Raw genomic sequence first — 22,795 nt, 5'->3', positions numbered from 1 at the left:
AAGTGAAACGCCGTAGCGCCGATGGTAGTGTGGGGTCTCCCCATGTGAGAGTAGGGAACTGCCAGGCATCAAACAAGTGAAGAGGCCATCCGCAAGGATGGCCTTTTTGCGTTTTTGCAGATCCTTCATTTCCATAAACTAATCACCTATCCCTGCGTATATACGGTAAACTACCCCGGTTTTTGCATCAGGATAGCGTCTATGAACCACTCCCTTAAGCCCTGGAATACCTTTGGTATTCAACGAAATGCTAATCAAATTGTACGTGCCGAAAATGCTCAGCAGCTGCTGAATGCGTGGCAGAGCGCAACAGAAAACGGTGAACCCGTACTGATTCTGGGCGAAGGAAGTAATGTCCTGTTTCTCGATGATTTTGCGGGAACGGTGATCGTCAACCGCATCATGGAAATTGACGTTGAAGAGCGCGCTGACAGCTGGCATTTACGCGTGGGTGCTGGCGAAAACTGGCACCGTCTGGTGCAATATACCCTTGAAAAAGGGATGCCCGGGCTGGAAAACCTGGCCCTGATCCCGGGCTGCGCAGGATCGTCTCCTATTCAAAACATCGGTGCCTACGGTATCGAACTGAAACACGTCTGCGAATACGTCGACTGCATTGAGCTGGCCACGGGTAACGCGCAGCGCTTAACCGCAGAGCAGTGCCGCTTTGGCTATCGCGACAGCATTTTCAAGCACGAGTATCAGGATCGGTTCGTCATTGTGGCCGTTGGTCTGCGTCTGGTGAAGGCCTGGAAACCGGTGCTGACTTACGGCGATCTGACCCGCCTCGATCCGGCTACCGTTACACCGCGTGAGGTATTTGATTCCGTTTGCCATATGCGAATGACCAAGCTTCCGGACCCGAAAGTGAATGGAAACGCGGGCAGTTTCTTCAAAAACCCGGTGATCGGCAGCGAAAGCGCCAAAGCATTTCTCGCCGGCTGGCCAACGGCTCCGCATTATCCTCAGGCGGATGGCAGCGTGAAGCTGGCCGCAGGCTGGCTTATCGATCAGTGTGAATTAAAAGGTACCACTGTTGGCGGCGCAGCTGTTCACCGTCAGCAGGCACTGGTACTGATTAACCAGTCCAACGCGACGAGTGAAGATGTCGTCAACCTGGCGCACCATGTTCGCCAGCGCGTGGGCGAAAAATTTAACGTCTGGCTGGAGCCTGAAGTTCGCTTTATAGGCCGAACGGGCGAAGTGAATGCCGTGGAGACCATTGCGTGAAGGACAATACGATTCCGTTAACTCTCATCGGCATTCTGGCAGATGGCGAGTTTCATTCTGGCGAGCAGCTGGGCGAGCAACTGGGCATGAGCCGCGCTGCTATCAATAAACATATACAAACGCTCCGCGACTGGGGCGTGGATGTGTTTACGGTGCCGGGTAAAGGTTATAGCCTGCCGGAACCGATCCAGTTACTGAATGAAGAGACCATTCGCAGCCAGATTGGGCACGGCAACGTTGCGGTATTGCCGGTCATTGATTCGACTAACCAGTATCTGCTGGATCGCCTGAGCGAGCTGACATCCGGCGATGCCTGCGTTGCCGAATATCAACAGGCAGGACGTGGCCGTCGGGGTCGCAAGTGGTTCTCGCCATTTGGCGCTAACCTGTATCTCTCCATGTACTGGCGTCTTGAGCAGGGGCCGGCTGCGGCCATCGGGCTGAGCCTGGTCATCGGTATTGTGATGGCAGAGGTGCTGCACGATCTGGGCGCGGATAAAGTTCGGGTGAAATGGCCGAACGATCTCTATCTCAACGATCGTAAACTGGCGGGTATCCTGGTTGAACTGACGGGAAAAACGGGCGATGCCGCACAGATCGTCATTGGAGCCGGGCTGAACATGGTGATGCGAAACGTGCAAAACGATGTGGTGAACCAGGCCTGGACCAACCTCCAGGAAGCGGGGATCGCCATCGATCGCAATACGCTTGCCGTTCGGATGATCAATGAGTTACGAAGTTCGCTGACGCTCTTTGAACAGGAGGGGTTAGCCCCGTTCCTCTCCCGCTGGGAAAAGCTCGATAACTTTATTAACCGACCGGTGAAGCTGCTGATTGGAGATAAAGAGATTTACGGCACTTCACGCGGCATTGACGCACAGGGCGCGTTGCTTCTTGAGCAGGATGGCGTGATTAAGCCCTGGGTGGGCGGTGAAATTTCGTTACGAAGTGCAGAGTAACCCTCTCCCCACAGGGGAGAGGGTGTAGCGGCTATCACTGCGGATACGGCACCCAATCCCCGGCATTCAGTCGGACATAAGGCTTGTTCTGATACTGGATCACCACCGCGTTAGCGTTTTCCGATACCTCTGCCGTCTGCGGCAGCCCGCTGGTGAGCTGATCCCAGTTCACGCTATCCTCCACAAACAGCTTACCGTCTACTGCGCGAGCAACCAGTTCCGAGATGGCCAGATAGCTGCTTGGCTGGGTGATCTCAACAGGCGCACCCTGACGCGGCGCCTTCATGCCAAAGAACTTAATCCCGGCCGGAACGTTAGTGATGGACGGGCTTGGGATATCACGCAGGCCAGACACCTGCATCCTGTCGCCTTTCAGCGCTCCACCATGTTCCGGTACCACCACCACCATCACTTTACGCCCTGATTTTTCCAGCTCGGTAAAGAACGCATCCAGCTCGTCAAAGAACTTCTGGGCACGGGCTTTATAATCGGCCGTTTTGCTTACGCCTGGATAGTGATTCCCGTCGTGCAGCGGCAGCGTGTTATAGAACGTCGCGCTACGCGTCCCTTCTTCTTTGCCGACGGTATCGAACCAGCGCTGAAGCACGGCGGTATCGTCATACACCGGCGAACCATCGAAGCCCAGTAACGTCACCGGCAGCCCTTTCTGGTCCATCAGTGGCGCCTGCATTCCCCCCTGTTCACGCACTTCCTTCAGGAAGTTACCGAACTGGCCGTTGTGGCCCATCATCAGGTGCTGCGTAAAGCCGAGTTTTGCCAGGTTATCGAACAGATAGCACTGGTTAGCTGCGGGCTGGTAGAGATTCTTATGCGAAGGCTGCCCACAGCTCGCGCGCAGCAGGCGGATAGCCGCCGGGCCGCTGTAGGAGGTGGCGGAGTTGAAGTCTTTAAACTGTATATCGAAATGTGACCACAGCGGATGCGACATCAACCCGGCTGCATCGACATCCGCCCAGGACAGAGAACAGATGTTGATCACCAGCAGTTCAAACGGCTGAGCGTCGGCAGGCAGCGCCTCCGGAAATTTCGTCTGGCGCTTATCTTCCGCAGCGTAAAAACTGGAGAGCCACGCGTTCAGGTTAGCGGATGTCGGCGGTGCGGTCTGTGCGGGAATATCCCCTACCACCGGCGTATCCCCTGCTGTCGCGACGGTAGCGGCGGCGGAACCGCCCGTGGTGGTCACGGTTGTTGTCGGCTGACCGGCTGGCCACAGCGAGAAGCTCGGGCCCGTCAGCGTCAGGACGTTTAGCCAGACCATAATCGCGACGACAAATACCGTCACGCGGATCCACTGAGACAGGAACAGCCAGGCGACCAGCAGAACAAATACCGCGCCAATCATCTGCCAGTTAATAAAGCGCTCAACCAGATCGAGCATATAGTTCGCACTGAAACCTGCGACCTGGGAACCCTGGCTCATGATGCTTTCAGGGCCAGGCAGCCAGGTATCATGCCAGAACAGGGCGAAACCGATAGGGATAGCGACCCAGTGACGTATACGGTGCAGCCTGAGGTTCGGGATTGGCATCAGCAGGAATGCCATAAACACCAGGTTAAGCAGAGGGTGGAAATTAAGGTAGCCTGCCCACAGCAGACCAAACTTCACCAGAAAGTAAAAATTCCAGCCGGACAGGCCGCGCCAGTATTGCCAGAGTGGCGATGGCGCCGAAGAGGTATAGGTAGAATTAGTCATGTTTTCGGTTTGCCTTGACGTTCGGAGCGCGAGTCAGTGTTCCGGCGGGTTTAATATAGCGAGGTTTGACGAACAATAATCTGACCGTATCGCGAATACGGCGCAGGGAATGGCGCGCATAGTAGCCCAGCGGCAAAAAAATTAGCGCACACAGAACAACCAGTTGAATGATATCGCTGATATTCATAATGGCGCGCTCTCCTTGTTCTCATCCAGTAAACGTAGCGGCTCAGGTACCCGACGCCAGACATGCCCGTCATGTTTTGCGTTGAGAACCGGTACGGCACCGCTTGTTACAGGCAACGGTTTGGCCCACTTTTCGGGTGCCAGTGTACGCATCTGGACCAGCTCAGCAGCAATCAGGTTATCTTCGAACCAGACCATGCGGTTCGAGAAAATATCTCCGGTAGGCAGCGGGAAAATATGGTTCAGCGCGGTATCCAGATCGTTCACCCGGCAGAAGGAGAGGAACAGCACCAGGCGATTATCGCCAATGGTCATGATATCCCCTGTACGATTAGGGCGGCACAAGGTAAGCGCCTGCTCAACACGAATGCCCGGCACGGGACGCAGGGCAACCATCACCCCTTTTCCGTCTGCCGGTAACAGCGTATTGCTTATCATATTGCCCACCGCATCGCAGAAGGTGTCCCACTTCTGGTAGCCGCGCAGCTTCATCGGCTGCGTCATGGAAAGCAGGGTGCTGATATCTTCCGGAACGTGGCGGTTAAACTGCTGGCCCTGGAGGCTTTCGATCAGCGTCAGACAGCGCGAGAGGGGCGCATTCCAGGGGATGACCATATTAGCGCCACAGCCCAGTAACAGGCGCTCATCGGTGGCGCGCAGGCTGGTATTATTTTCACGCACCACGATTTTTAACGCGCTGCCGCGCTGTCGACGTAGTGTGTGAATATGCCTTGCCAGCGTTTCGATTTGGTTATTCTGAATCAACGAGAAGATAATGGTCGCCGCCTGCGTGGTGCGCGCTTCATCAAATAAGGCTTCATTGGTTTCGAACAGTGACCAGTGTTCAGAAAGAGCAGGCGCGCCTTCCAGTACCGCAATATGACTCAGAACGCGTTTTTCATCACTGCGTGGCTGAACCACCGTCTCTTCCTGTTGAGCAAGATGCCACTCATCCCCGACATGTTTGAGGGTAAGCTGCTGTCGGGAGCTCACCCCTTTTTCATTGCACCAGAATGCCACGTCGTACAGATGGCTGTCAGTCTGGACACGAATACTGGCCAGGCCATAGAGGGAGCGGTATTCACTCATTAAAAGTGAAAAAAGCTTGTCGTTATTACTGCCTGGGTTAACCACCAATAAGGTGCAATTTTGATTTTTCGCCCATCTGTTGATTCTTTCCAGCCATTTCAGCAGTTTTTCTGACGGAATATTTTGTAGACCGTTTTGAGAACATTTAAGAATCAGTAAATAGTGTTCAGGAACAATAGAGCACTGAATATCGCGGGGTAAAAAGTATAAACTGTCGGCCTCCGCTGACATGGAAAATAATCGTACTGTCTGGGGTCCACGGTCAGTTTCGAGCCTGATGATTGACTTTGGCTCATCGCCCATCGTAATGACGGCAACGCGGGAATCCTTACCCTGCGCCGCTATCGTCTGGTTTACCAGACTGATGGCATCAGCATTACGATCCGTATTAACCCACCAGACTCCTCCGACTGGCATGTGGCGCAATTCGTCCCATAATGACTGGATGCCAATAGAAAATATGGAGTCCACGGTGTCCCTCTTTTCGTCGAATTTCTATGCCTCTCAGTTTACTAGCGAAAGCGTAGAAATAAACCTAACATTGAAATTAAAGAACATCAGATTTAGCATGTAAATGAATTTCGTGGGCAGGACGCCTCGCTGCATCTGAATCTTATGATTTTACTCAAAGGGATGAAATAAGAATGCAAAATAACGAACCCGCAACGCCAGTCGACTCAAGCCTGGGTTACACATTCCAAAACGATTTTCTGGCGCTCACGCAGGCTTTTTCGTTGCCTGAAATTGATTACACCGATATTTCCCAGCGGGAACAGTTGGCTGCGGCTATTAAACGTTGGCCGTTATTAGCTGAGTTTGCCCAACAACAATAAGGAAGCCATTGATGGCCGTACTAGGATTACAGGGCGTCCGTGGTGGGGTAGGTACAACTTCCGTAACCGCGGCGCTGGCGTGGTCATTGCAGGTTTTAGGTGAATCGGTACTGGTTATTGATGCCTGCTCCGATAATTTGCTGCGCATGTCATTCAATGTCGACTTTACGTATTCAAACGGCTGGGGGCGCGCGCTTCTGGACGATAAAGACTGGCGGGATGCGGGTTTGCGCTATACCTCCCAGCTCGATTTGCTTCCTTTTGGTCAGCTGACGGAAACCGAACGCGGGAATGAAGCCGCGTTTCAGCGCCTGTTCTCTCGCTTCACCACCGCGTTGCAGAGCCTGAAAGAGAAAGGGCACTATCGGTGGATCCTGCTGGACCTGCCACACGGCGCCGCGTCGCTGACCCGCCAGCTGCTGGCGCAGTGTGACCATGTGCTCTCCATCGCGAACGTAGATGCGAATTGCCATATCCGTCTGCATCAGCAGGCGTTGCCTGCCAATGCCCATATTCTGATCAACGATCTGCGCATTGGCAGCCAGATCCAGGACGATCTGTACCAGGTCTGGCTACAGAGTCAGCGCCGCCTGTTGCCGATGGTGATCCATCGTGACGAAGCGATGGCGGAGTGCCTCGCGTCGAAACAACCCCTTGGGGAGTACCGTAGCGATTCACTGGCGGCGGAAGAGATCCTGACGCTGGCCAACTGGTGTCTGCTGCACTTTGCGAAAAGGCCTGAGTCTGCCGGGAGTACGGCATGAGTCGCCTGACCAGCTGGCTGCTCATCCCGCCGGTCAGTTCGCGCTTAAGTGAACGCTATCGCCATTACCGTCATCACGGCGCTTCATCGCTGAGCGCTGCGCTGGGCTGTTTCTGGATGGTTCTGGCGTGGATGTTTATCCCCCTTGAACATCCGCACTGGCAACGTATTCGTGCGCGCCACGGTGAACTCTATCCGCATATCAACCCTGACAAGCCGCGTCCGCTCGATCCCGCGCGCTACGCTATTCAGTCCATCTGGCTGCTGGCGACCTCAACGGGTGCAGAGAAAAAAACGTCCCGCTGGCGCAGCTTCGATCGCATGCAGAACCTGCGTGAACGCTATCACCAGTGGCTTGACCGGCTACCCGATCGCGTTGGCGACAGGACGGGACATTTAGATAACCACAAAGAGCTCGGGCACCTCCACCCGGGCTTGCGGCGTTTTATTCTCGGCGTGGTGGTGGCGTTCTCGCTCATTCTGGCGCTGGTCTGTATTACCCAGCCGTTCAACCCGCTGGCGCAGTTTACCTTCCTGATCCTGCTGTGGGGCGTGGCGCTGCTGGTGCGGCGCATTCCGGGGCGTTTTTCCGCCCTGATGCTGATTGTGCTGTCGCTGACCGTTTCCTGCCGCTACATCTGGTGGCGTTATACCTCAACGCTGAACTGGGACGATCCGGTCAGCCTGGTGTGCGGGCTAGTGCTGCTGTTTGCGGAAACTTACGCCTGGATCGTGCTGGTGCTGGGTTACTTCCAGGTTATCTGGCCGTTAAATCGTCAGCCGGTGCCGCTGCCAAAAGACACGACCCAGTGGCCAACGGTGGACCTCTTCGTGCCGACCTACAACGAAGATCTGTCGGTGGTGAAAAACACCATCTACGCCGCGCTGGGTATCGACTGGCCGAAGGACAAAATCAAAATCTGGATCCTCGATGACGGTGGCCGCGCCGAGTTCCGCCAGTTCGCAGACGAAGTGGGGGTAGAGTACATCGCCCGTACCACTCACGAACACGCGAAGGCCGGTAACATCAACAATGCGCTGAAATATGCCAAAGGGGAGTTCGTCTCGATTTTTGACTGCGACCACGTGCCAACGCGCTCGTTCCTGCAAATGACGATGGGCTGGTTCCTGAAGGAGAAAGAGCTGGCGATGATGCAGACGCCGCACCACTTCTTCTCGCCGGATCCGTTTGAACGTAACCTCGGCCGTTTCCGCAAAACCCCGAACGAGGGCACGCTGTTCTATGGCCTGGTACAGGACGGGAACGACATGTGGGACGCCACGTTCTTCTGCGGCTCCTGCGCGGTTATCCGCCGCAAGCCGCTGGATGAAATTGGCGGCATCGCCGTGGAAACGGTCACGGAAGATGCTCACACCTCCCTGCGTCTGCACCGCCTTGGCTATACCTCGGCCTATATGCGCATTCCGCAGGCGGCGGGGCTGGCAACGGAATCCCTGTCGGCACACATCGGTCAGCGTATTCGCTGGGCGCGCGGCATGGTGCAAATCTTCCGTCTCGATAACCCGCTGATGGGCAAAGGGCTGAAGCTGGCGCAGCGCCTGTGCTACGTCAACGCCATGTTCCACTTCTTGTCGGGTATTCCACGGCTTATCTTTCTCACCGCGCCGCTGGCGTTCCTGCTCCTTCACGCTTACATCATCTACGCTCCCGCGCTGATGATTGCCCTGTTCGTGCTGCCGCATATGATCCACGCCAGCCTGACGAACTCGAAGATTCAGGGGAAATATCGCCACTCCTTCTGGAGCGAAATTTACGAAACGGTGCTGGCATGGTACATCGCGCCGCCAACCATGGTGGCGCTGATTAACCCGCATAAAGGAAAATTCAACGTCACCGCGAAGGGCGGGCTGGTGGAAGAGGAGTATGTCGACTGGGTGATCTCCCGGCCCTATATCTTCCTGGTGCTGCTGAATATTGTGGGCATCATTGTTGGGATCTGGCGCTACTTCTACGGCCCGGAAAACGAAGTCCTGACGGTCTTCGTGAGTATGGCGTGGGTGTTTTACAACCTGATTATTCTCGGTGGCGCGGTGGCGGTATCGGTGGAGAGTAAACAGGTCCGCCGCGCGCACCGCGTCGAAATCAGCATGCCCGCAGCCATTGCCCGCGACGATGGCCATCTCTTCTCCTGTACCGTACATGACTTCTCGGATGGCGGTCTGGGTATCAAGATCAACGGTCAGGCTAAGGTGCTGGAGGGGCAGAAGGTTAACTTACTGCTTAAGCGCGGCCAGCAGGAGTATGTCTTCCCGACGCAGGTTGTACGCGTGAGAGGAAATGAGGTGGGTTTGCAACTGATGCCGCTGACCAAAAAGCAACACATTGATTTTGTGCAGTGTACGTTTGCCCGCGCGGATACGTGGGCTCTCTGGCAGGACAGCTTCCCTGAGGATAAGCCTCTGGAAAGCCTGCTGGATATTCTTAAGCTGGGGTTCCGTGGCTATCGTCACCTTGCAGAATTTGCCCCGTCGTCGGTGAAATTAATTTTCCGGTCACTTACTTCGCTGGTTTCCTGGGTCGTGTCGTTCATTCCGCGTCGGCCTGAGCGAGATGAAGCGAAGCAGGCGGACCCGGTTATGGCTCAACAATGATGATAACGCGATGAAAACAAAACTTTCCTGGTTATGTGCAGTGGCAATGGGGATGAGCGCGCTCCCTGCAACAGTGGCTAACGCGGCGCCTGATAACGCAGCGACCACGCCCGCTCCAACGGTGCCTGTTGTCGCACAAGCGACCGATCCGGTTGTGACGGCGGCGCCGGGGCAGACGGAAAACGTCGTCCCAAATCAGCCGACGACGGGGAATACGCTGCCTGCCGACAATCCGGTGGTGGGGCAGGTCATGCCCGGCGTGCCGGGGGCCAACGCCCCCGTGGTTGCGGAAAATACGCCGTCGCGTGACGTTAAGCTGACGTTCGCCCAGATCGCGCCTCCTCCGGGCAGCATGGTCCTGCGCGGCATCAACCCAAATGGCGGTATCGAATTCGGTATGCGCAGCGATGAAGTTGTGTCGAAAGCGATGCTCAACCTCGAATACACGCCATCGCCGTCGCTGCTGCCGGTGCAGTCCCAGCTCAAGGTCTATCTGAATGACGAGCTGATGGACGTCCTGCCAGTCACCAAAGAGCAGCTGGGTAAGAAAACCCTGGCTCAGGTGCCGATTAACCCGCTGTTTATCACCGACTTTAACCGCGTACGTCTTGAATTTGTCGGCCACTACCGCGATGTCTGTGAAAACCCGGCCAACAGCACCCTGTGGCTGGATGTGGGCCGCAACTCCTCGCTACAGATGACGTATCAGCCACTGGCGCTGAAAAACGATCTCTCGGCTTTCCCGGTGCCGTTCTTCGACCCGCGCGATAACCGTCCTCTGAACCTGCCAATGGTGTTTGCGGGCTCTCCGGATGTGACCGAACAGCTGGCGGCCTCCATCGTGGCATCCTGGTTTGGTTCCCGCTCCGGTTGGCGCGGTCAGAGTTTCCCGGTCATGTACGATAAAATGCCGGATAAAAACGCGATCGTGTTTGCCACCAATGCCAAACGTCCGTCATTCCTGCGTGACCATCCGGCCGTGAAAGCGCCCACTATCGAGATGATCACCCATCCGGACAACCCGTACGTGAAGCTGCTGGTGGTCTTCGGGCGTGATGAAAAAGATCTGGTGCAGGCGGCGAAGGGCATTGCGCAGGGTAATATCCTGTTCCGCGGCAACAGCGTCGTGGTGGATGAAGTGAAACCGCTGCTGGCGCGTAAGCCTTATGATGCCCCGAACTGGGTGCGTACCGACCGTGCGGTCACCTTCGGCGAGCTGAAAACCTATGAAGAGCAATTGCAGTCCACCGGGCTGGAGCCTTCTCCCGTCAGCCTGTCGCTGAACCTGCCGCCGGATCTGTATCTGCTGCGCACCAACGGGATTGATATCAACCTGAACTACCGTTACACCGCGCCGGTAACCAACGACAACTCGCGCATGGATATCAGCCTTAACAACCAGTTCCTGCAATCGTTCAGCCTGACCAGCAGCCAGGAGACAAACCGGCTGATGCTTCGTCTGCCAGTATTGCAGGGGCTGCTGGACGGTAAAACCGATGTGTCGATCCCGGCGCTGAAGCTGGGTGCGATTAATCAGCTGCGGTTTAACTTCCAGTATACGAACCCAATGCCGGGCGGAACGGTGGAAAACTGTATTACCTTCCAGCCGGTGCAAAACCACGTGGTGATTGGTGACGATTCAACGATCGACTTTTCGAAGTATTACCACTTTATCGCGATGCCGGACCTGCGTGCGTTTGCAAACGCCAGCTTCCCGTTCAGCCGTATGGCAGACCTCTCTGAATCGATTGTCGTGATGCCAAAAGCGGCTAACGAAGGTCAGGTTGCCACGCTGCTGGATACCATGGGCACCATCGGAGCGCAAACCGGCCTGCCGGCGGTCAACGTGACGGTGACAAACGACGGTAGCCAGATCCAGAACAAAGATGCCGATATCATGGTCATCGGCAACATTCCGGACAAGCTGAAAGACGAGAAGCGCGTCGATCTGCTGGTGCAGGCGGCGCAATCATGGGTCAACACGCCGCTGCGTCAGACCGAGTTCCCGAGCATCATGCCGGACAGCGGCGATCGCCAGGCCAATATCAGGACGACCGTAAGCTCAACGGGCCCGATGGCCGCGATTGTCGGCTTCCAGTCGCCGTATAACGACCAGCGCAGCGTTATCGCTCTGCTGGCGGACAGCCCGCGCGGCTATGAGTTGCTCAATACGGCCATGAACGACAGCGGTAAACGGGCGGCAATGTACGGTTCCGTCTCGGTTATTCGTGAGTCGGGGGTCAACAGCCTGCGCGTAGGGGATGTCTATTATGTGGGCCATCTGCCGTGGTTCGAGCGTCTGTGGTACGCCCTGTCTAACCATCCGGTGCTGCTGGCCGTGCTGGCTGCGCTCAGCGTCGTATTGCTGGCCTGGGTGCTGTGGCGTCTGCTGCGAATCATTAGCCGTCGTCGTCTTAATCCGGACCATGAGTAAGCGGTGATGAAAATCTTTCGTGGGTGTGTAGTCGCAGCGTTGATGCTGGCGGCGGCGAATCTTCATGCCGCCTGCCGCTGGCCCGCCTGGGAGACGTTCAAGCAGGATTATATGAGCGAAGGTGGGCGCGTTATCGATCCCAGCGACGCGCGCAAGATCACCACCTCGGAAGGGCAAAGCTATGGGCTGTTCTTTGCGCTGGCAGCAAACGATCGTAAGGCGTTCGATCTGCTGCTCGCATGGACGCGCGATAACCTTGCCGAGGGGGATTTAGCCCAGCATCTCCCCGCCTGGCTGTGGGGGAAAAAGGACGACGAAACCTGGGCCGTTATCGACTCGAACTCGGCGTCGGATGCCGATATCTGGATTGCCTGGTCGCTGCTGGAAGCCGGGCGGCTATGGAAAAATCCCGATTATACGCGCACGGGTAAGGCGCTGTTGACGCGCATTGCCACCGAGGAAGTGGTGAAGGTGCCGGGTCTGGGCTCTATGCTGCTGCCGGGTAAAGTCGGTTTTGCTGAAGAGAGTGCCTGGCGCTTCAACCCCAGCTACCTGCCGCCGCAGCTTGCGAGCTATTTTACCCGTTTTGGTGCACCGTGGACGACGCTCCGGGAAACCAACCTGCGTCTGCTGCTGGAGACCGCGCCTAAAGGATTTTCTCCTAACTGGGTGAAATATCAGAAGAAGGGCGGCTGGCAGTTGAAGCAGGATGCGTCCCTTATCGGCAGCTACGATGCAATTCGCGTCTATCTCTGGGTAGGGATGATGAACGATAGCGATCCACAGAAAGCCCGGCTACTGGCGCGTTTCAAGCCCATGGCGACCACCACAACCAAACAAGGCTTGCCGCCGGAAAAAGTGGACGTAGCGACCGGGAAACGTACCGGAGATGGGCCGGTTGGGTTTTCTGCCTCCCTGCTTCCGTTTTTACAAAACCGGGACGCGCAGGCGGTGCAACGCCAGCGCGTCGCCGATCGTTTTCCCGATAATAATGCTTATTACAGCTACGTTCTGACCCTCTTTGGACAAGGATGGGATCAGCATCGTTTTCGCTTCACCGCGCAAGGTGAATTACTACCGGATTGGGGCCAGGAATGCGCACGTTCACACTAAATCTCCTCACGTTATCGCTTGGCCTGGCGCTAATGCCCCTGGCCCAGGCCGCCAACTCCCCGCAGCAGAGACAGCTGCTGGAACAGGTCCGTCTGGGCGAATCCACGCAGCGTGAGGATTTGGTGCGACAGTCGCTCTACCGCCTTGAGCTGATCGACCCCGACAACCCGGACGTGATTGCCGCACGCTTCCGCTATCTGTTACGACAGGGCGATACGGCGGGCGCGCAAAAAGAGCTGGATCGCCTGAAAAGAATGGCACCCGATTCCAGCGCGTACCAGTCCTCCCGTACGACCATGCTGCTCTCCACGCCGGACGGTCGCCAGGCCCTCCAGCAGGCTCGCCTGCTTGCCACTACCGGTCATACACAGGAAGCTATTGCCGCGTATGACAAACTGTTTGACGGTAACCCGCCCTCGGGCGACATCGCGACGGAGTACTGGAACGTGGTGGCAAAAGATCCTGCCCGCCGGAACTCAGCCATAGGCCAGCTTAAAAACCTTAACGCCACCAGCCCGGGCAACGCCCCGCTACAGGCCTCGCTGGCCCAGCTTCTGTTCGAGAACGGACGCCGTGACGAAGGGTTTGCGGTGTTGCAGGAGATGGCCAAATCGAACAAGGGCCGCAGTCAGGCGTCGGATATGTGGTACCAGCAGATCAAAGATCTGCCGGCCAGCAGCACCAGCGTCACCGCGCTGCAACAGTACCTGAGCGTGTTCAGCGATGGCGATAACGTGACGGCGGCGCGCGCGCAGCTTGAAGCGCAGCAAAAACAGCTCGCCGATCCGGCGTTTCGCGCCAAAGCCGAGGGGTTAGCCGCGGTGGAAGCCGGGCAGGGCAACAAAGCGGTGACGGAGTTGCAGAAAGCGGTCAGCGCCAACCACGCCGACAGCGAAGCCGTAGGCGCGCTGGGGCAGGCCTATTCCCAGAAAGGCGATCGCGCCCGCGCGGTGGCGCAGTTTGAAAAGGCGATCGCCCTCGATCCGCAGAGCGATAACCGGGGCAAATGGGACAGCCTGCTGAAGGTCAACCGATACTGGCTGCTGATCCAGCAGGGGGATAACGCCCTGAAAGCCAACAATACGGCCCAGGCGGAACGCTATTACCAGCAGGCGCGCAACGTCGATAATACCGACAGCTACGCGGTGCTGGGGCTGGGTGATGCGGCGGCGGCGCGTAAAGATAACGACGCGGCCGAACGCTATTACCGCCAGGCGTTGCGTATGGACAGCGGCAACACCAACGCGGTGCGCGGTCTTGCCAATATTTATCGCGCACAGTCTCCGGAGAAGGCGACGCAGTTTATTCAGTCGCTCTCTGCCAGCCAGCGCCGTAGCATTGATGATATTGAACGTAGCCTGACGAACGAGCAGTTGTCAGCCCAGGCCGAACGGCTGGAAAGCGAGGGGAAATATGCCCAGGCCGCAGAAATTCAGCGCCGACGCCTTGCGCTTTCCCCGGGCGACGTGTGGATCACCTACCGGCTGTCGCGCGATCTGTATAGCGCGGGTCAGCGCAGCCAGGCCGATAACCTGATGCGTCAGCTGGCAAGCCAGAAACCGGGCGATCCAGAGCAGGTTTACGCCAGCGGGCTGTACCTGTCCGGCAACGATCGGGACCGCGCCGCGCTGGCGCATCTGAACACGCTGCCGCGCGACAGGTGGAACAGCAACATTCAGGAGCTGGCAAGCCGCCTGCAAAGTAACCAGGTGCTGGAAAACGCCAACCACCTGCGCGACGGTGGAAAAGAGCAGGAGGCGGAAGCGCTGCTTCGCCAGCAGCCCCCGTCTACCCGTATCGACTTAACGCTGGCAGACTGGGCTGAACAGCGTGGCGATCATGAGGCCGCGAAAACCGCCTACAACACCGTCCTGCAACGGGAACCGCAGAACGAAGACGCGATTCTCGGCCTGACCGAAGTCAATCTTGCTCAGGGCAACAGGGACGCCGCTCGCGCTGAGCTGGCGAAACTGCCCGCGGCACAAAACGGCGAACCGCTCTCCCTTAATATGCAGCGCCGGATCGCCATGGCGCAGGCTGGTCTGGGTGATCCTGCCGCGGCAGAAAAGACCTTCAACGCCATTGTTCCTCAGGCAAAATCGCAGCCGCCTTCTATGGAAAGCGCGCTGGTGATGCGTGATGCCGCCCGTTTCCAGGCGCAAAACGGCCAGCCTCAACAGGCGCTGGAAACCTGGAAAGATGCGATGGTCTCATCGGGCATCACGACGACCCGTCCGACCGATAACGACAGCGTTACGCGTCTCACGCGTAACGATGAGAAAGATGACTGGCTGAAGCGCGGCGTGCGCAGCGATGCAGGCGATCTTTATCGTCAGCAGGATCTTAACGTCACGCTGCAACACGACTACTGGGGCTCCAGCGGCACGGGGGGCTATTCCGATCTTAAAGCCCACACCACCATGCTCCAGGTTGATGCGCCGCTGTCGGATGGTCGCATGTTCTTCCGTAGCGATCTGGTCAATATGAACGCCGGTTCCTTTGATACGGACAATGGCACTTACGATCCAACGTGGGGCACCTGCGCCGAAACGCCATGTCGCGGCAGCACGAATCAGTCGGCCAACGGCGCCAGCGTGGCCGTCGGCTGGCAGAACCAGACCTGGGCGTGGGACATAGGTACAACGCCGATGGGCTTCGACGTGGTCGATGTGGTGGGCAGCCTGAGCTACAGCAACGACTTAGGGCCGATTGGCTACACCCTGAACGCCCATCGCCGTCCGATTTCCAGCTCCGTGCTGGCCTTCGCCGGGCAAAAAGATCCCAATACCGACACCACCTGGGGCGGCGTGCGTGCCACCGGTGGCGGCGTGAGCGTGAGCTACGACAAAGGCGAAGCTAACGGTATCTGGTCAAGCCTGAGTGCCGACAGCCTCAGCGGGAAAAATGTCGAAGATAACTGGCGCGTCCGCTGGATGACCGGCTATTACTACAAGCTTATCAATCAGAACAACGAGCGCCTGACGGTCGGCGTGTCCAATATGCTCTGGCATTACGATAAGGATTTAAGCGGTTATTCGCTGGGCCAGGGCGGTTACTACAGCCCGCAGGAGTATGTGTCGTTCGCCTTACCGGTGAACTGGCGTAAACGCACGGAGAACTGGTCATGGGAGCTGGGTGGCTCCGTCTCCTGGTCCCATTCAAAAACTAAAGATGTGATGCGTTATCCGTTGCAGGGGCTGATCCCGGACAATGAGCCAGGCCGTTATACCGATAAAGGTGTGATGGAAACCGGAAGCAGCTCGTCAGGGACGGGTTATACCGCAAGGGCGATTGTTGAACGCCGCGTGACGTCCAACTGGTTTGTCGGTCTGGGCGTTGATATTCAGGAAGCGAAAGACTATACCCCGAGTCATGCGCTGCTCTATGTTCGGTATTCTGCCGCAGGCTGGCAGGGTGATATGGACTTACCGCCGGAACCGCTGGTGCCTTATGCAGACTGGTGATCGGATTTTTGCTTAATCTAATTGTAAGTCTCTCTTAAAAGTGCAGCTATCGGGTATACTCGGGCGCACCAGGTTTACACCCTGGTGCGCCCTGCGCTTCGAGTTTTGTGGAGAGTCATTTTGCGTGTCAGCCGTTCCTTAACGATCAAACAGATGGCGATGGTATCTGCCGTCACAATGCTGTTTGTCTTCATCTTCTGCGTCATTTTGCTGTTTCATTCCGTACAGCAGAACCGCTATAACACGGCTTCGCAACTGGAAAGTATTGCCCGCTCGGTGCGGGAACCTCTGTCGGCCTCGATCCTGAAAGGGGATATCCCCGAGGCGGAATCCATTCTGAAGCGCATCCAGCCTGCCGGTATCGTGAGCCGCGCCGACGTCGTGCTGCCGAACCAGTTTCAGGCGCTGCGGATGAGCTTTATCCCGGAGCGTCCCGTCCCGATGATGGTGATGCGCCTGTTTGAACTGCCGGTGCAGATTTCGCTGCCTCTTTATTCCCTGGAAAGACCGGCTAACCCGCAGCCGCTGGCTTACCTGGTGCTACAGGCGGACTCGTACCGCATGTATAAATTCGTCATGAGCTGGGTTGCTACGTTGGTAACCACTTACTTACTCTTGACCTTAATATTGAGCGTGGCGCTGACGTGGTGCATCAACCGGTTAATTGTCCATCCGTTGCGCCGCATCGCGCGGGAGCTGAACGACCTCTCTCCGCAGGAGCACATGGGGCATCAGTTACCGTTGCCGCGCCTTCATCACGACGATGAAATCGGCATGCTGGTCCGGAGTTACAATATCAACCAGCAGCGTGTCCTGCGTCAGCAGGAAGAGATCAGTAACAATGCCACCCGTTTTCCGGTTTCCGAACTGCCAAACAAAGCGTTTTTAATGGCCCTGCTGGAGCAGACCGTCGCCCGCCAGCAGCCCACCGCGCTGATGGTGATCGCCTGCGAAACCTTGCAGGACACGACGGGCGTGCTGAAAGAGAGCCAGCGCGAGATGCTGCTCCTGACGCTGGTGGAAAAGGTGAAATCTGTTCTGGCACCGCGCATGGTGCTCACCCAGGTCAGCGGCTATGACCTGGTGGTGATCGCGCACGGCGTAAAAGAGCCGTGGCACGCCATTACGCTAGGTCAGCAAGTACTCACTGTCATTAATGAACGGCTGCCCATTCAGGGTATCCAGCTTCGTCCGAGCGCGAGCATCGGGATTGCGATGTACTACGGTGGCCTGACCGCCGAGCAGCTTTACCGACGTGCTTTCTCGGCAGCGTTCACCGCGCGCCGGAAAGGGAAAAACCAGATCCAGTTCTTTGACCCGGAGCAGATGGAAAAAGCCCAGCAGCGCCTGACGGAAGAGAGCGACATTCTGACGGCGATGGACAATCGCCAGTTTGCGCTCTGGCTACAGCCGCAGGTGAATTTGCGCACGGGTGAAGTGACCAGCGCCGAAGCGTTGCTGCGCATGCAGCAGCCGGACGGCACGTGGGAGCTGCCTGAGGGGATGATCGAACGTATTGAGTCCTGCGGCCTGATGGTCACCGTCGGGTACTGGGTGCTGGAAGAGTCGTGCCGCCAGCTTGCGGCCTGGCAGGAGCAAGGCATTACGCTGCCGCTGTCGGTGAATCTCTCAGCGCTACAGCTGATGCACCCGACCATGGTGTCGGAGACGCTTGCGCTGATCCATCGCTACCGCATCCAGCCCGACACGCTGATACTGGAAGTCACCGAGAGCCGTTGTATCGACAATCCTGACGACGCTGTCGCCATTCTGAAACCGCTGCGTAACGCCGGGGTCCGCATTGCGCTGGACGATTTTGGTATGGGGTATTCCGGCCTGCGCCAGCTCCATCACATGAAAACCCTGCCGGTGGACGTCCTGAAAATCGACAAAACCTTTGTTGAGGGGCTGCCGGAGGATTGCAGTATGGTACAGGCCATTATTCAGATGGCGCACAGCCTGAATCTGCACGTGATTGCCGAGGGAATTGAAAACGACGCCCAGCGCGAGTGGCTGGCTGCGGCGGGCGTGGAGAGCGGTCAGGGCTTCCTTTTTGACCGCGCCGTGCCGTCGGATACCTTTGAGCAACGCTATCTCTCCGCTGCTGGCAATAACGCAAAAGTGTAATTTTGTTGCTGGCTTGTGCGAGCCAGCTCAAAGTTCTTAACATTTGTGTTTCAAATTTGAACCTCGTTTATTTCTGTCCTGTTATGTGGGTGTTATTTTAAAGCCGCAGGTTAACCATAACCTTACAAAGCCTGTAGTTTTTCTTCCCAGGGACACCCTATGAAAACCTCACTCTTCAAAAGTCTTTACTTCCAGGTCCTGACAGCCATCGCCATCGGTATTCTGCTCGGTCACTACTACCCGGAACTGGGCGCGCAAATGAAACCGCTTGGCGACGCGTTCGTTAAGCTCATCAAAATGATCATCGCGCCGGTCATCTTCTGTACCGTAGTGACCGGTATCGCTGGCATGGAAAGCATGAAGGCGGTCGGCCGTACGGGAGCGGTTGCCCTGCTGTACTTTGAGATTGTCAGTACTATCGCGCTGATTATCGGCCTGATTATCGTCAACGTGGTGCAGCCCGGCGCGGGCATGAACGTTGACCCGGCCACGCTGGATGCGAAAGCGGTGGCGGTTTACGCTGAACAGGCGAAAGATCAGGGGATTGTGGCCTTCCTGCTGGACGTGATCCCGAGCAGCGTAATCGGCGCGTTCGCCAGCGGTAACATCCTTCAGGTACTGCTGTTTGCCGTGCTGTTTGGCTTTGCCCTGCACCGTCTGGGCAGCAAAGGCCAGCTGATTTTCAACGTCATTGAAAGCTTCTCGCAGGTTATCTTCGGCATCATCAACATGATCATGCGTCTGGCCCCGATTGGTGCCTTCGGCGCGATGGCGTTTACCATTGGTAAATACGGCGTCGGCACGCTGGTACAGCTTGGCCAGCTGATTATCTGCTTCTACATCACCTGTATTCTGTTTGTGGTAGTGGTGCTCGGCTCCATTGCCCGTGCGACCGGCTTCAGCATCTTCAAATTTATCCGTTACATCCGTGAAGAGCTGCTGATCGTGCTCGGCACATCCTCTTCTGAATCCGCGCTGCCGCGCATGCTCGATAAAATGGAAAAGCTGGGCTGCCGTAAGTCCGTGGTGGGGCTGGTTATTCCGACGGGCTACTCCTTTAACCTCGACGGCACCTCGATATACCTGACGATGGCGGCGGTCTTTATTGCCCAGGCCACCAACAGCCACATGGATATCTTCCATCAGATCACGCTGCTGGTGGTGCTCCTGCTCTCCTCAAAAGGGGCGGCGGGCGTCACGGGCAGCGGATTTATCGTGCTGGCGGCGACCATTTCAGCGGTGGGTCATCTGCCGGTGGCGGGCCTCGCCCTGATCCTCGGTATTGACCGCTTTATGTCTGAAGCCCGCGCGTTAACCAACCTGATCGGTAATGGCGTGGCGACGGTCGTCGTAGCGAAGTGGGTGAAAGAGCTGGATCACAAGAAACTTAACGATACGCTGAATAACCGCCCATCTGAGGACAAAACCCCCGGTTTATCCTCTTAATCCCTCATAAATGCCCGTATTCCCTTGTGGGGATGCGGGCACCTGCGCATAATAACCGTTCATACCTGTCATAATTCGACAAGATTTTTTTGAGGTATATTTCACTTCCGCCCGTGACGTTTAGCCGAACACGCTGTCTAATCGGAAGGTTTTCATCGTCATCTTTGAGTGCTCACGTCGCGAGACACTCTCTTTAACCAGGAATGTTGATCAGGGGTTCACATGCAGGGCACAAAAATTCGACTCTTAACCGGCGGTTTGCTGATGATGGCAGCAGCCAGTTATGTGCAGGCAGATGCGCTCCAGCCAGACCCGGCCTGGCAACAGGGAACACTGGCGAACGGTTTCCAGTGGCAGGTATTATCCACTCCGCAACGTCCGAGCGATCGCATTGAAATTCGTCTGGCTGTGAATACCGGCTCCCTCACAGAAAGCACCCAGCAGACCGGCTTAAGCCATTTTATTCCTCGACTGGCGCTCACCCAGAGCGGCAGTTTGCAGGCGGTTCAGGTGCGTTCTTTATGGCAACAGGCCATCGATCCAAAACGCCCGCTTCCCCCGGCTGTGGTCTCCTATGATTACACCATGTTTAACCTGAGCCTGCCCAACAACCGTAACGATCTGCTTAAAGAAGCGCTTACCTATCTTTCCGATGCGACCGGCAAACTGGCGATTACGCCTGAGACCGTAAACTATGCGTTGAGCAACAGCGACATGGTGGCGACCTGGCCGACGGATACCAAAGAAGGCTGGTGGCGCTACCGCCTGAAAGGATCAACGCTGCTTGGTCATGACCCGGCAGAGCCGCTGAAACAGCCGGTTGACGCACAGCAGGTGAAATCTTTCTATCAGCAGTGGTACACCCCGGACGCCATGACCCTCATTGTGGTGGGCAACGTGGACAGCCGCGCGGTGATAGAGCAAATCAACAAAGCCTTTGGCGATCTGAAAGGGAAGCGTGAAACGCCAGCCCCTGTTCCTACATTGTCCCCGCTGCGTCCTGAGACGGTCAGCATCATGACGGATACCGTACGTCAGGATCGTCTTTCAATGATGTGGGATACCGCCTGGCAGCCGATTCGCGAGTCTTCTGCGCTGTTGCGTTACTGGCGTGCGGATCTCGCGCGTGAAGCGCTGTTCTGGCACGTTCAGCAGACGCTCAGCAAGAACAACGTAAAAGACATTGGTCTGGGCTTTGACTGCCGCGTGCTGTTCCAGCGCGCGCAGTGCGCCATTAACGTGGAATCGCCCAGCGATAAGCTGAACGCGAATCTCGGCGTGGTGGCAAAAGAGCTGGCTAAAGTGCGTAAAGAGGGCCTGTCTGAAGAGGAGTTTAACGCGCTGGTTGCGCAGAAATCCCTCGAATTGCAGAAACTGTTCGCCACCTATGCCCGCGCCGATACCGATATCTTAATCAGCCAGCGCATTCGTTCCTTGCAGAATCAGGTCGTGGATATCGCGCCGGAGCAGTATCAGAAGCTGCGTCAGGATTTCCTGAACGGTCTGACCGTGGAGATGCTGAATCAGGATCTGCGTCAGCAGCTGTCTCAGGATATGGCGTTGATTCTGTTACAGCCGAAAGGCGAGCCGGAATATGACATGAAAGAGTTGAAGGCCACCTGGAACGCCATTATGGCGACGGCGCCGCAGCCAGTACAGGCGGCGGCCGATGATTTGCACCAGGACGCGAGCGATATTCCTCAGGGTCAGTAAGGCCCTGAGTGCCCTCTCCTTGTGGGAGAGGGTTAGGGTGAGGGCATCAGCCCGTACCATTCTTAATCAGGCATCGCCTCGCGTGGAATAATCGCTCCGCGATACTGAATCACCGTGCTGGCCGTCAGGTGACCGCGCTGCGCTGCCGCTTCCGGTGTACCGCCGGTCAGACGTACCGCCAGATAGCCCGCGCTGAAAGAATCGCCGGCCGCAGTGGTATCAATCACTTTCTCTTTCGCCAGCTTTACCGCCGGAACCTCTGTCACGGCTTCACCCGCCACCGCCACCAGGCACGACTCCGCCCCGCGCTTAATCACCACTTCACTGACCCCAGCGGCCTGCGTCCGGGCGATGACCTCATTAACCGGTTTTTCACCCCACAGGGCATCTTCATCATCCAGCGTCAGGAAGGCGATATCGGTGCATTCCAGCATCTGCTGGTACACCTGCTGCGTCTCTTCACGGCTGGCCCAGAGGCGCGGACGGTAGTTGTTATCGAAAATCACTTTGCCGCCGTTGGCGCGGCATTCGCGCAGCAGTGACAGCAGCTTTTCACGGCTCTGCTGGCTCAGGATCGCCAGGCTAATCCCGCTCAGGTAGAGGTAATCAAAGGTCGCCAGCTCTTCACAAATCGCGGCGGCGGCATCGCTTTCCAGCCAGAATTTGGCAGCCGCTTCATTACGCCAGTAGTAGAAGGTGCGCTCGCCGGTACTGTCGGTTTCGATGTAGTACAGACCCGGCAGGCGGTTTTCCATCCGCTGGATCAGCGACGTCCCAACATTTTCACCCTGCCAGGCTTCCAGCATCTGCTGGCTAAAGCTGTCCGTGCCGAGCGCAGTAACGTAATCCACGCTCAGCGCGTCGGGGGCGACCTGACGGGCAATGTAAACGGAGGTGTTCAATGTATCGCCGCCAAAACCGCGGCTCACTTCCGCGCCTTTCTGGGACAGCTCAATCATGCATTCGCCAATCACGGCAATTTTCTTAGACATAGTCGTGAACCTGAACAGAGTAATTAAAGGTAGTGTGCGCTGTGTGTTTTTTACGGTCAACCATATTAAAACGACGTTCCATTATTTTTTTTGAGCCAGCGCGTGTTCCGGCATATTTC

15 protein-coding genes are annotated in these 22,795 nt (G+C 56.7%); 11 read left to right on the top strand and 4 right to left on the bottom strand.

Features of this window, described 5'->3' with window-relative positions; genetic code table 11:
• The first annotated feature begins 201 nt into the window (after window positions 1-201).
• Both murB and birA read left to right on the top strand, forming a co-directional pair.
• Window positions 202-1,230 carry a UDP-N-acetylmuramate dehydrogenase gene (gene murB / locus A3466_RS07270; protein ID WP_063450035.1) on the top strand — a complete coding sequence of 343 codons (1,029 nt, stop codon included), beginning with the start codon at window positions 202-204 and terminating at the stop codon, window positions 1,228-1,230.
• Complete coding sequence (gene birA, locus A3466_RS07265; RefSeq protein ID WP_063450034.1) at window positions 1,227-2,189, top strand: bifunctional biotin--[acetyl-CoA-carboxylase] ligase/biotin operon repressor BirA; 963 nt, start codon at window positions 1,227-1,229, stop codon at window positions 2,187-2,189. Before murB ends, birA begins: the two co-directional genes overlap by 4 nt.
• 34 nt (window positions 2,190-2,223) lie before the next feature.
• Here birA and bcsG read toward each other — a convergent pair whose 3' ends face one another.
• Genes bcsG through bcsE form a run of 3 tightly spaced genes read right to left on the bottom strand, consistent with a single transcriptional unit; the run spans window position 2,224 to window position 5,649 of the window.
• The gene (gene bcsG, locus A3466_RS07260; RefSeq protein ID WP_063450033.1) at window positions 2,224-3,903 is read right to left on the bottom strand and encodes a cellulose biosynthesis protein BcsG; all 1,680 of its coding nucleotides are present in this window, start codon (window positions 3,901-3,903) and stop codon (window positions 2,224-2,226) included.
• The gene (gene bcsF / locus A3466_RS07255; protein ID WP_006808586.1) at window positions 3,896-4,090 is read right to left on the bottom strand and encodes a cellulose biosynthesis protein BcsF; all 195 of its coding nucleotides are present in this window, start codon (window positions 4,088-4,090) and stop codon (window positions 3,896-3,898) included. The genes bcsG and bcsF overlap by 8 nt, the downstream gene beginning before the upstream one ends.
• Window positions 4,087-5,649, bottom strand: coding sequence for a cellulose biosynthesis c-di-GMP-binding protein BcsE (gene bcsE / locus A3466_RS07250; RefSeq protein WP_063450032.1), 1,563 nt, complete (start codon window positions 5,647-5,649; stop codon window positions 4,087-4,089). The genes bcsF and bcsE overlap by 4 nt, the downstream gene beginning before the upstream one ends.
• A 173-nt stretch (window positions 5,650-5,822) precedes the next feature.
• On the opposite strand from bcsE, the gene bcsR reads away from it, so the two are divergent.
• From bcsR to A3466_RS07205, 9 genes are all read left to right on the top strand, one after another.
• Window positions 5,823-6,011: a cellulose biosynthesis protein BcsR gene (gene bcsR / locus A3466_RS07245; RefSeq protein ID WP_003861175.1), complete on the top strand. Its 189-nt coding sequence runs from the start codon at window positions 5,823-5,825 to the stop codon at window positions 6,009-6,011.
• A gap of 11 nt (window positions 6,012-6,022) precedes the next feature.
• Window positions 6,023-6,775: a cellulose biosynthesis protein BcsQ gene (gene bcsQ / locus A3466_RS07240; RefSeq protein WP_063450031.1), complete on the top strand. Its 753-nt coding sequence runs from the start codon at window positions 6,023-6,025 to the stop codon at window positions 6,773-6,775.
• Entirely contained in the window at window positions 6,772-9,387 is a 2,616-nt protein-coding gene (bcsA, locus tag A3466_RS07235) for a UDP-forming cellulose synthase catalytic subunit (protein ID WP_063450030.1), read from the top strand. Before bcsQ ends, bcsA begins: the two co-directional genes overlap by 4 nt.
• A gap of 10 nt (window positions 9,388-9,397) precedes the next feature.
• Entirely contained in the window at window positions 9,398-11,821 is a 2,424-nt protein-coding gene (gene bcsB, locus A3466_RS07230) for a cellulose biosynthesis cyclic di-GMP-binding regulatory protein BcsB (protein ID WP_074160970.1), read from the top strand.
• A gap of 6 nt (window positions 11,822-11,827) precedes the next feature.
• Entirely contained in the window at window positions 11,828-12,934 is a 1,107-nt protein-coding gene (bcsZ, locus tag A3466_RS07225; protein WP_063450028.1) for a cellulose synthase complex periplasmic endoglucanase BcsZ, read from the top strand.
• Window positions 12,916-16,398 (top strand): cellulose synthase complex outer membrane protein BcsC, encoded by a 3,483-nt coding sequence (gene bcsC / locus A3466_RS07220; RefSeq protein WP_063450027.1) that lies wholly within the window; start codon window positions 12,916-12,918, stop codon window positions 16,396-16,398. The genes bcsZ and bcsC overlap by 19 nt, the downstream gene beginning before the upstream one ends.
• Before the next feature lie 120 nt (window positions 16,399-16,518).
• Entirely contained in the window at window positions 16,519-18,525 is a 2,007-nt protein-coding gene (gene hmsP / locus A3466_RS07215; RefSeq protein WP_063450026.1) for a biofilm formation regulator HmsP, read from the top strand.
• 159 nt (window positions 18,526-18,684) lie between these two features.
• On the top strand, window positions 18,685-19,971 hold the full coding sequence (dctA, locus tag A3466_RS07210; protein WP_063450025.1) for a C4-dicarboxylate transporter DctC: 1,287 nt from the start codon (window positions 18,685-18,687) through the stop codon (window positions 19,969-19,971).
• A gap of 222 nt (window positions 19,972-20,193) precedes the next feature.
• Window positions 20,194-21,684 carry a M16 family metallopeptidase gene (locus A3466_RS07205; RefSeq protein WP_063450024.1) on the top strand — a complete coding sequence of 497 codons (1,491 nt, stop codon included), beginning with the start codon at window positions 20,194-20,196 and terminating at the stop codon, window positions 21,682-21,684.
• Window positions 21,685-21,746: 62 nt separating this feature from the next.
• On the opposite strand, the gene A3466_RS07200 is transcribed toward A3466_RS07205, so the two are convergent.
• Window positions 21,747-22,676 (bottom strand): sugar kinase, encoded by a 930-nt coding sequence (locus A3466_RS07200; protein WP_063450023.1) that lies wholly within the window; start codon window positions 22,674-22,676, stop codon window positions 21,747-21,749.
• Between the last annotated feature and the right edge of the window lie 119 nt (window positions 22,677-22,795).

It is taken from the genome of Enterobacter genomosp. S, from assembly GCF_001631805.1.
In the GTDB taxonomy this organism is placed as follows: Bacteria; Pseudomonadota; Gammaproteobacteria; order Enterobacterales; family Enterobacteriaceae; genus Enterobacter; species Enterobacter quasihormaechei.
This window is presented reverse-complemented; position numbering and strand designations above follow the sequence as displayed.

Bases quoted from the DNA above. Each gene is read 5' to 3' on its own strand.
- bcsQ (WP_063450031.1), top strand. From the start codon at position 6,023: ATGGCCGTACTAGGATTACAGGGCGTCCGTGGTGGGGTAGGTACAACT.
- bcsA (WP_063450030.1), top strand. From the start codon at position 6,772: ATGAGTCGCCTGACCAGCTGGCTGCTCATCCCGCCGGTCAGTTCGCGC.
- bcsZ (WP_063450028.1), top strand. From the start codon at position 11,828: ATGAAAATCTTTCGTGGGTGTGTAGTCGCAGCGTTGATGCTGGCGGCG.
- A3466_RS07200 (WP_063450023.1), bottom strand. From the start codon at position 22,676: ATGTCTAAGAAAATTGCCGTGATTGGCGAATGCATGATTGAGCTGTCC.
- A3466_RS07205 (WP_063450024.1), top strand. From the start codon at position 20,194: ATGCAGGGCACAAAAATTCGACTCTTAACCGGCGGTTTGCTGATGATG.
- bcsR (WP_003861175.1), top strand. From the start codon at position 5,823: ATGCAAAATAACGAACCCGCAACGCCAGTCGACTCAAGCCTGGGTTAC.
- bcsG (WP_063450033.1), bottom strand. From the start codon at position 3,903: ATGACTAATTCTACCTATACCTCTTCGGCGCCATCGCCACTCTGGCAA.
- dctA (WP_063450025.1), top strand. From the start codon at position 18,685: ATGAAAACCTCACTCTTCAAAAGTCTTTACTTCCAGGTCCTGACAGCC.
- bcsC (WP_063450027.1), top strand. From the start codon at position 12,916: ATGCGCACGTTCACACTAAATCTCCTCACGTTATCGCTTGGCCTGGCG.
- bcsF (WP_006808586.1), bottom strand. From the start codon at position 4,090: ATGAATATCAGCGATATCATTCAACTGGTTGTTCTGTGTGCGCTAATT.
- bcsB (WP_074160970.1), top strand. From the start codon at position 9,398: ATGAAAACAAAACTTTCCTGGTTATGTGCAGTGGCAATGGGGATGAGC.
- murB (WP_063450035.1), top strand. From the start codon at position 202: ATGAACCACTCCCTTAAGCCCTGGAATACCTTTGGTATTCAACGAAAT.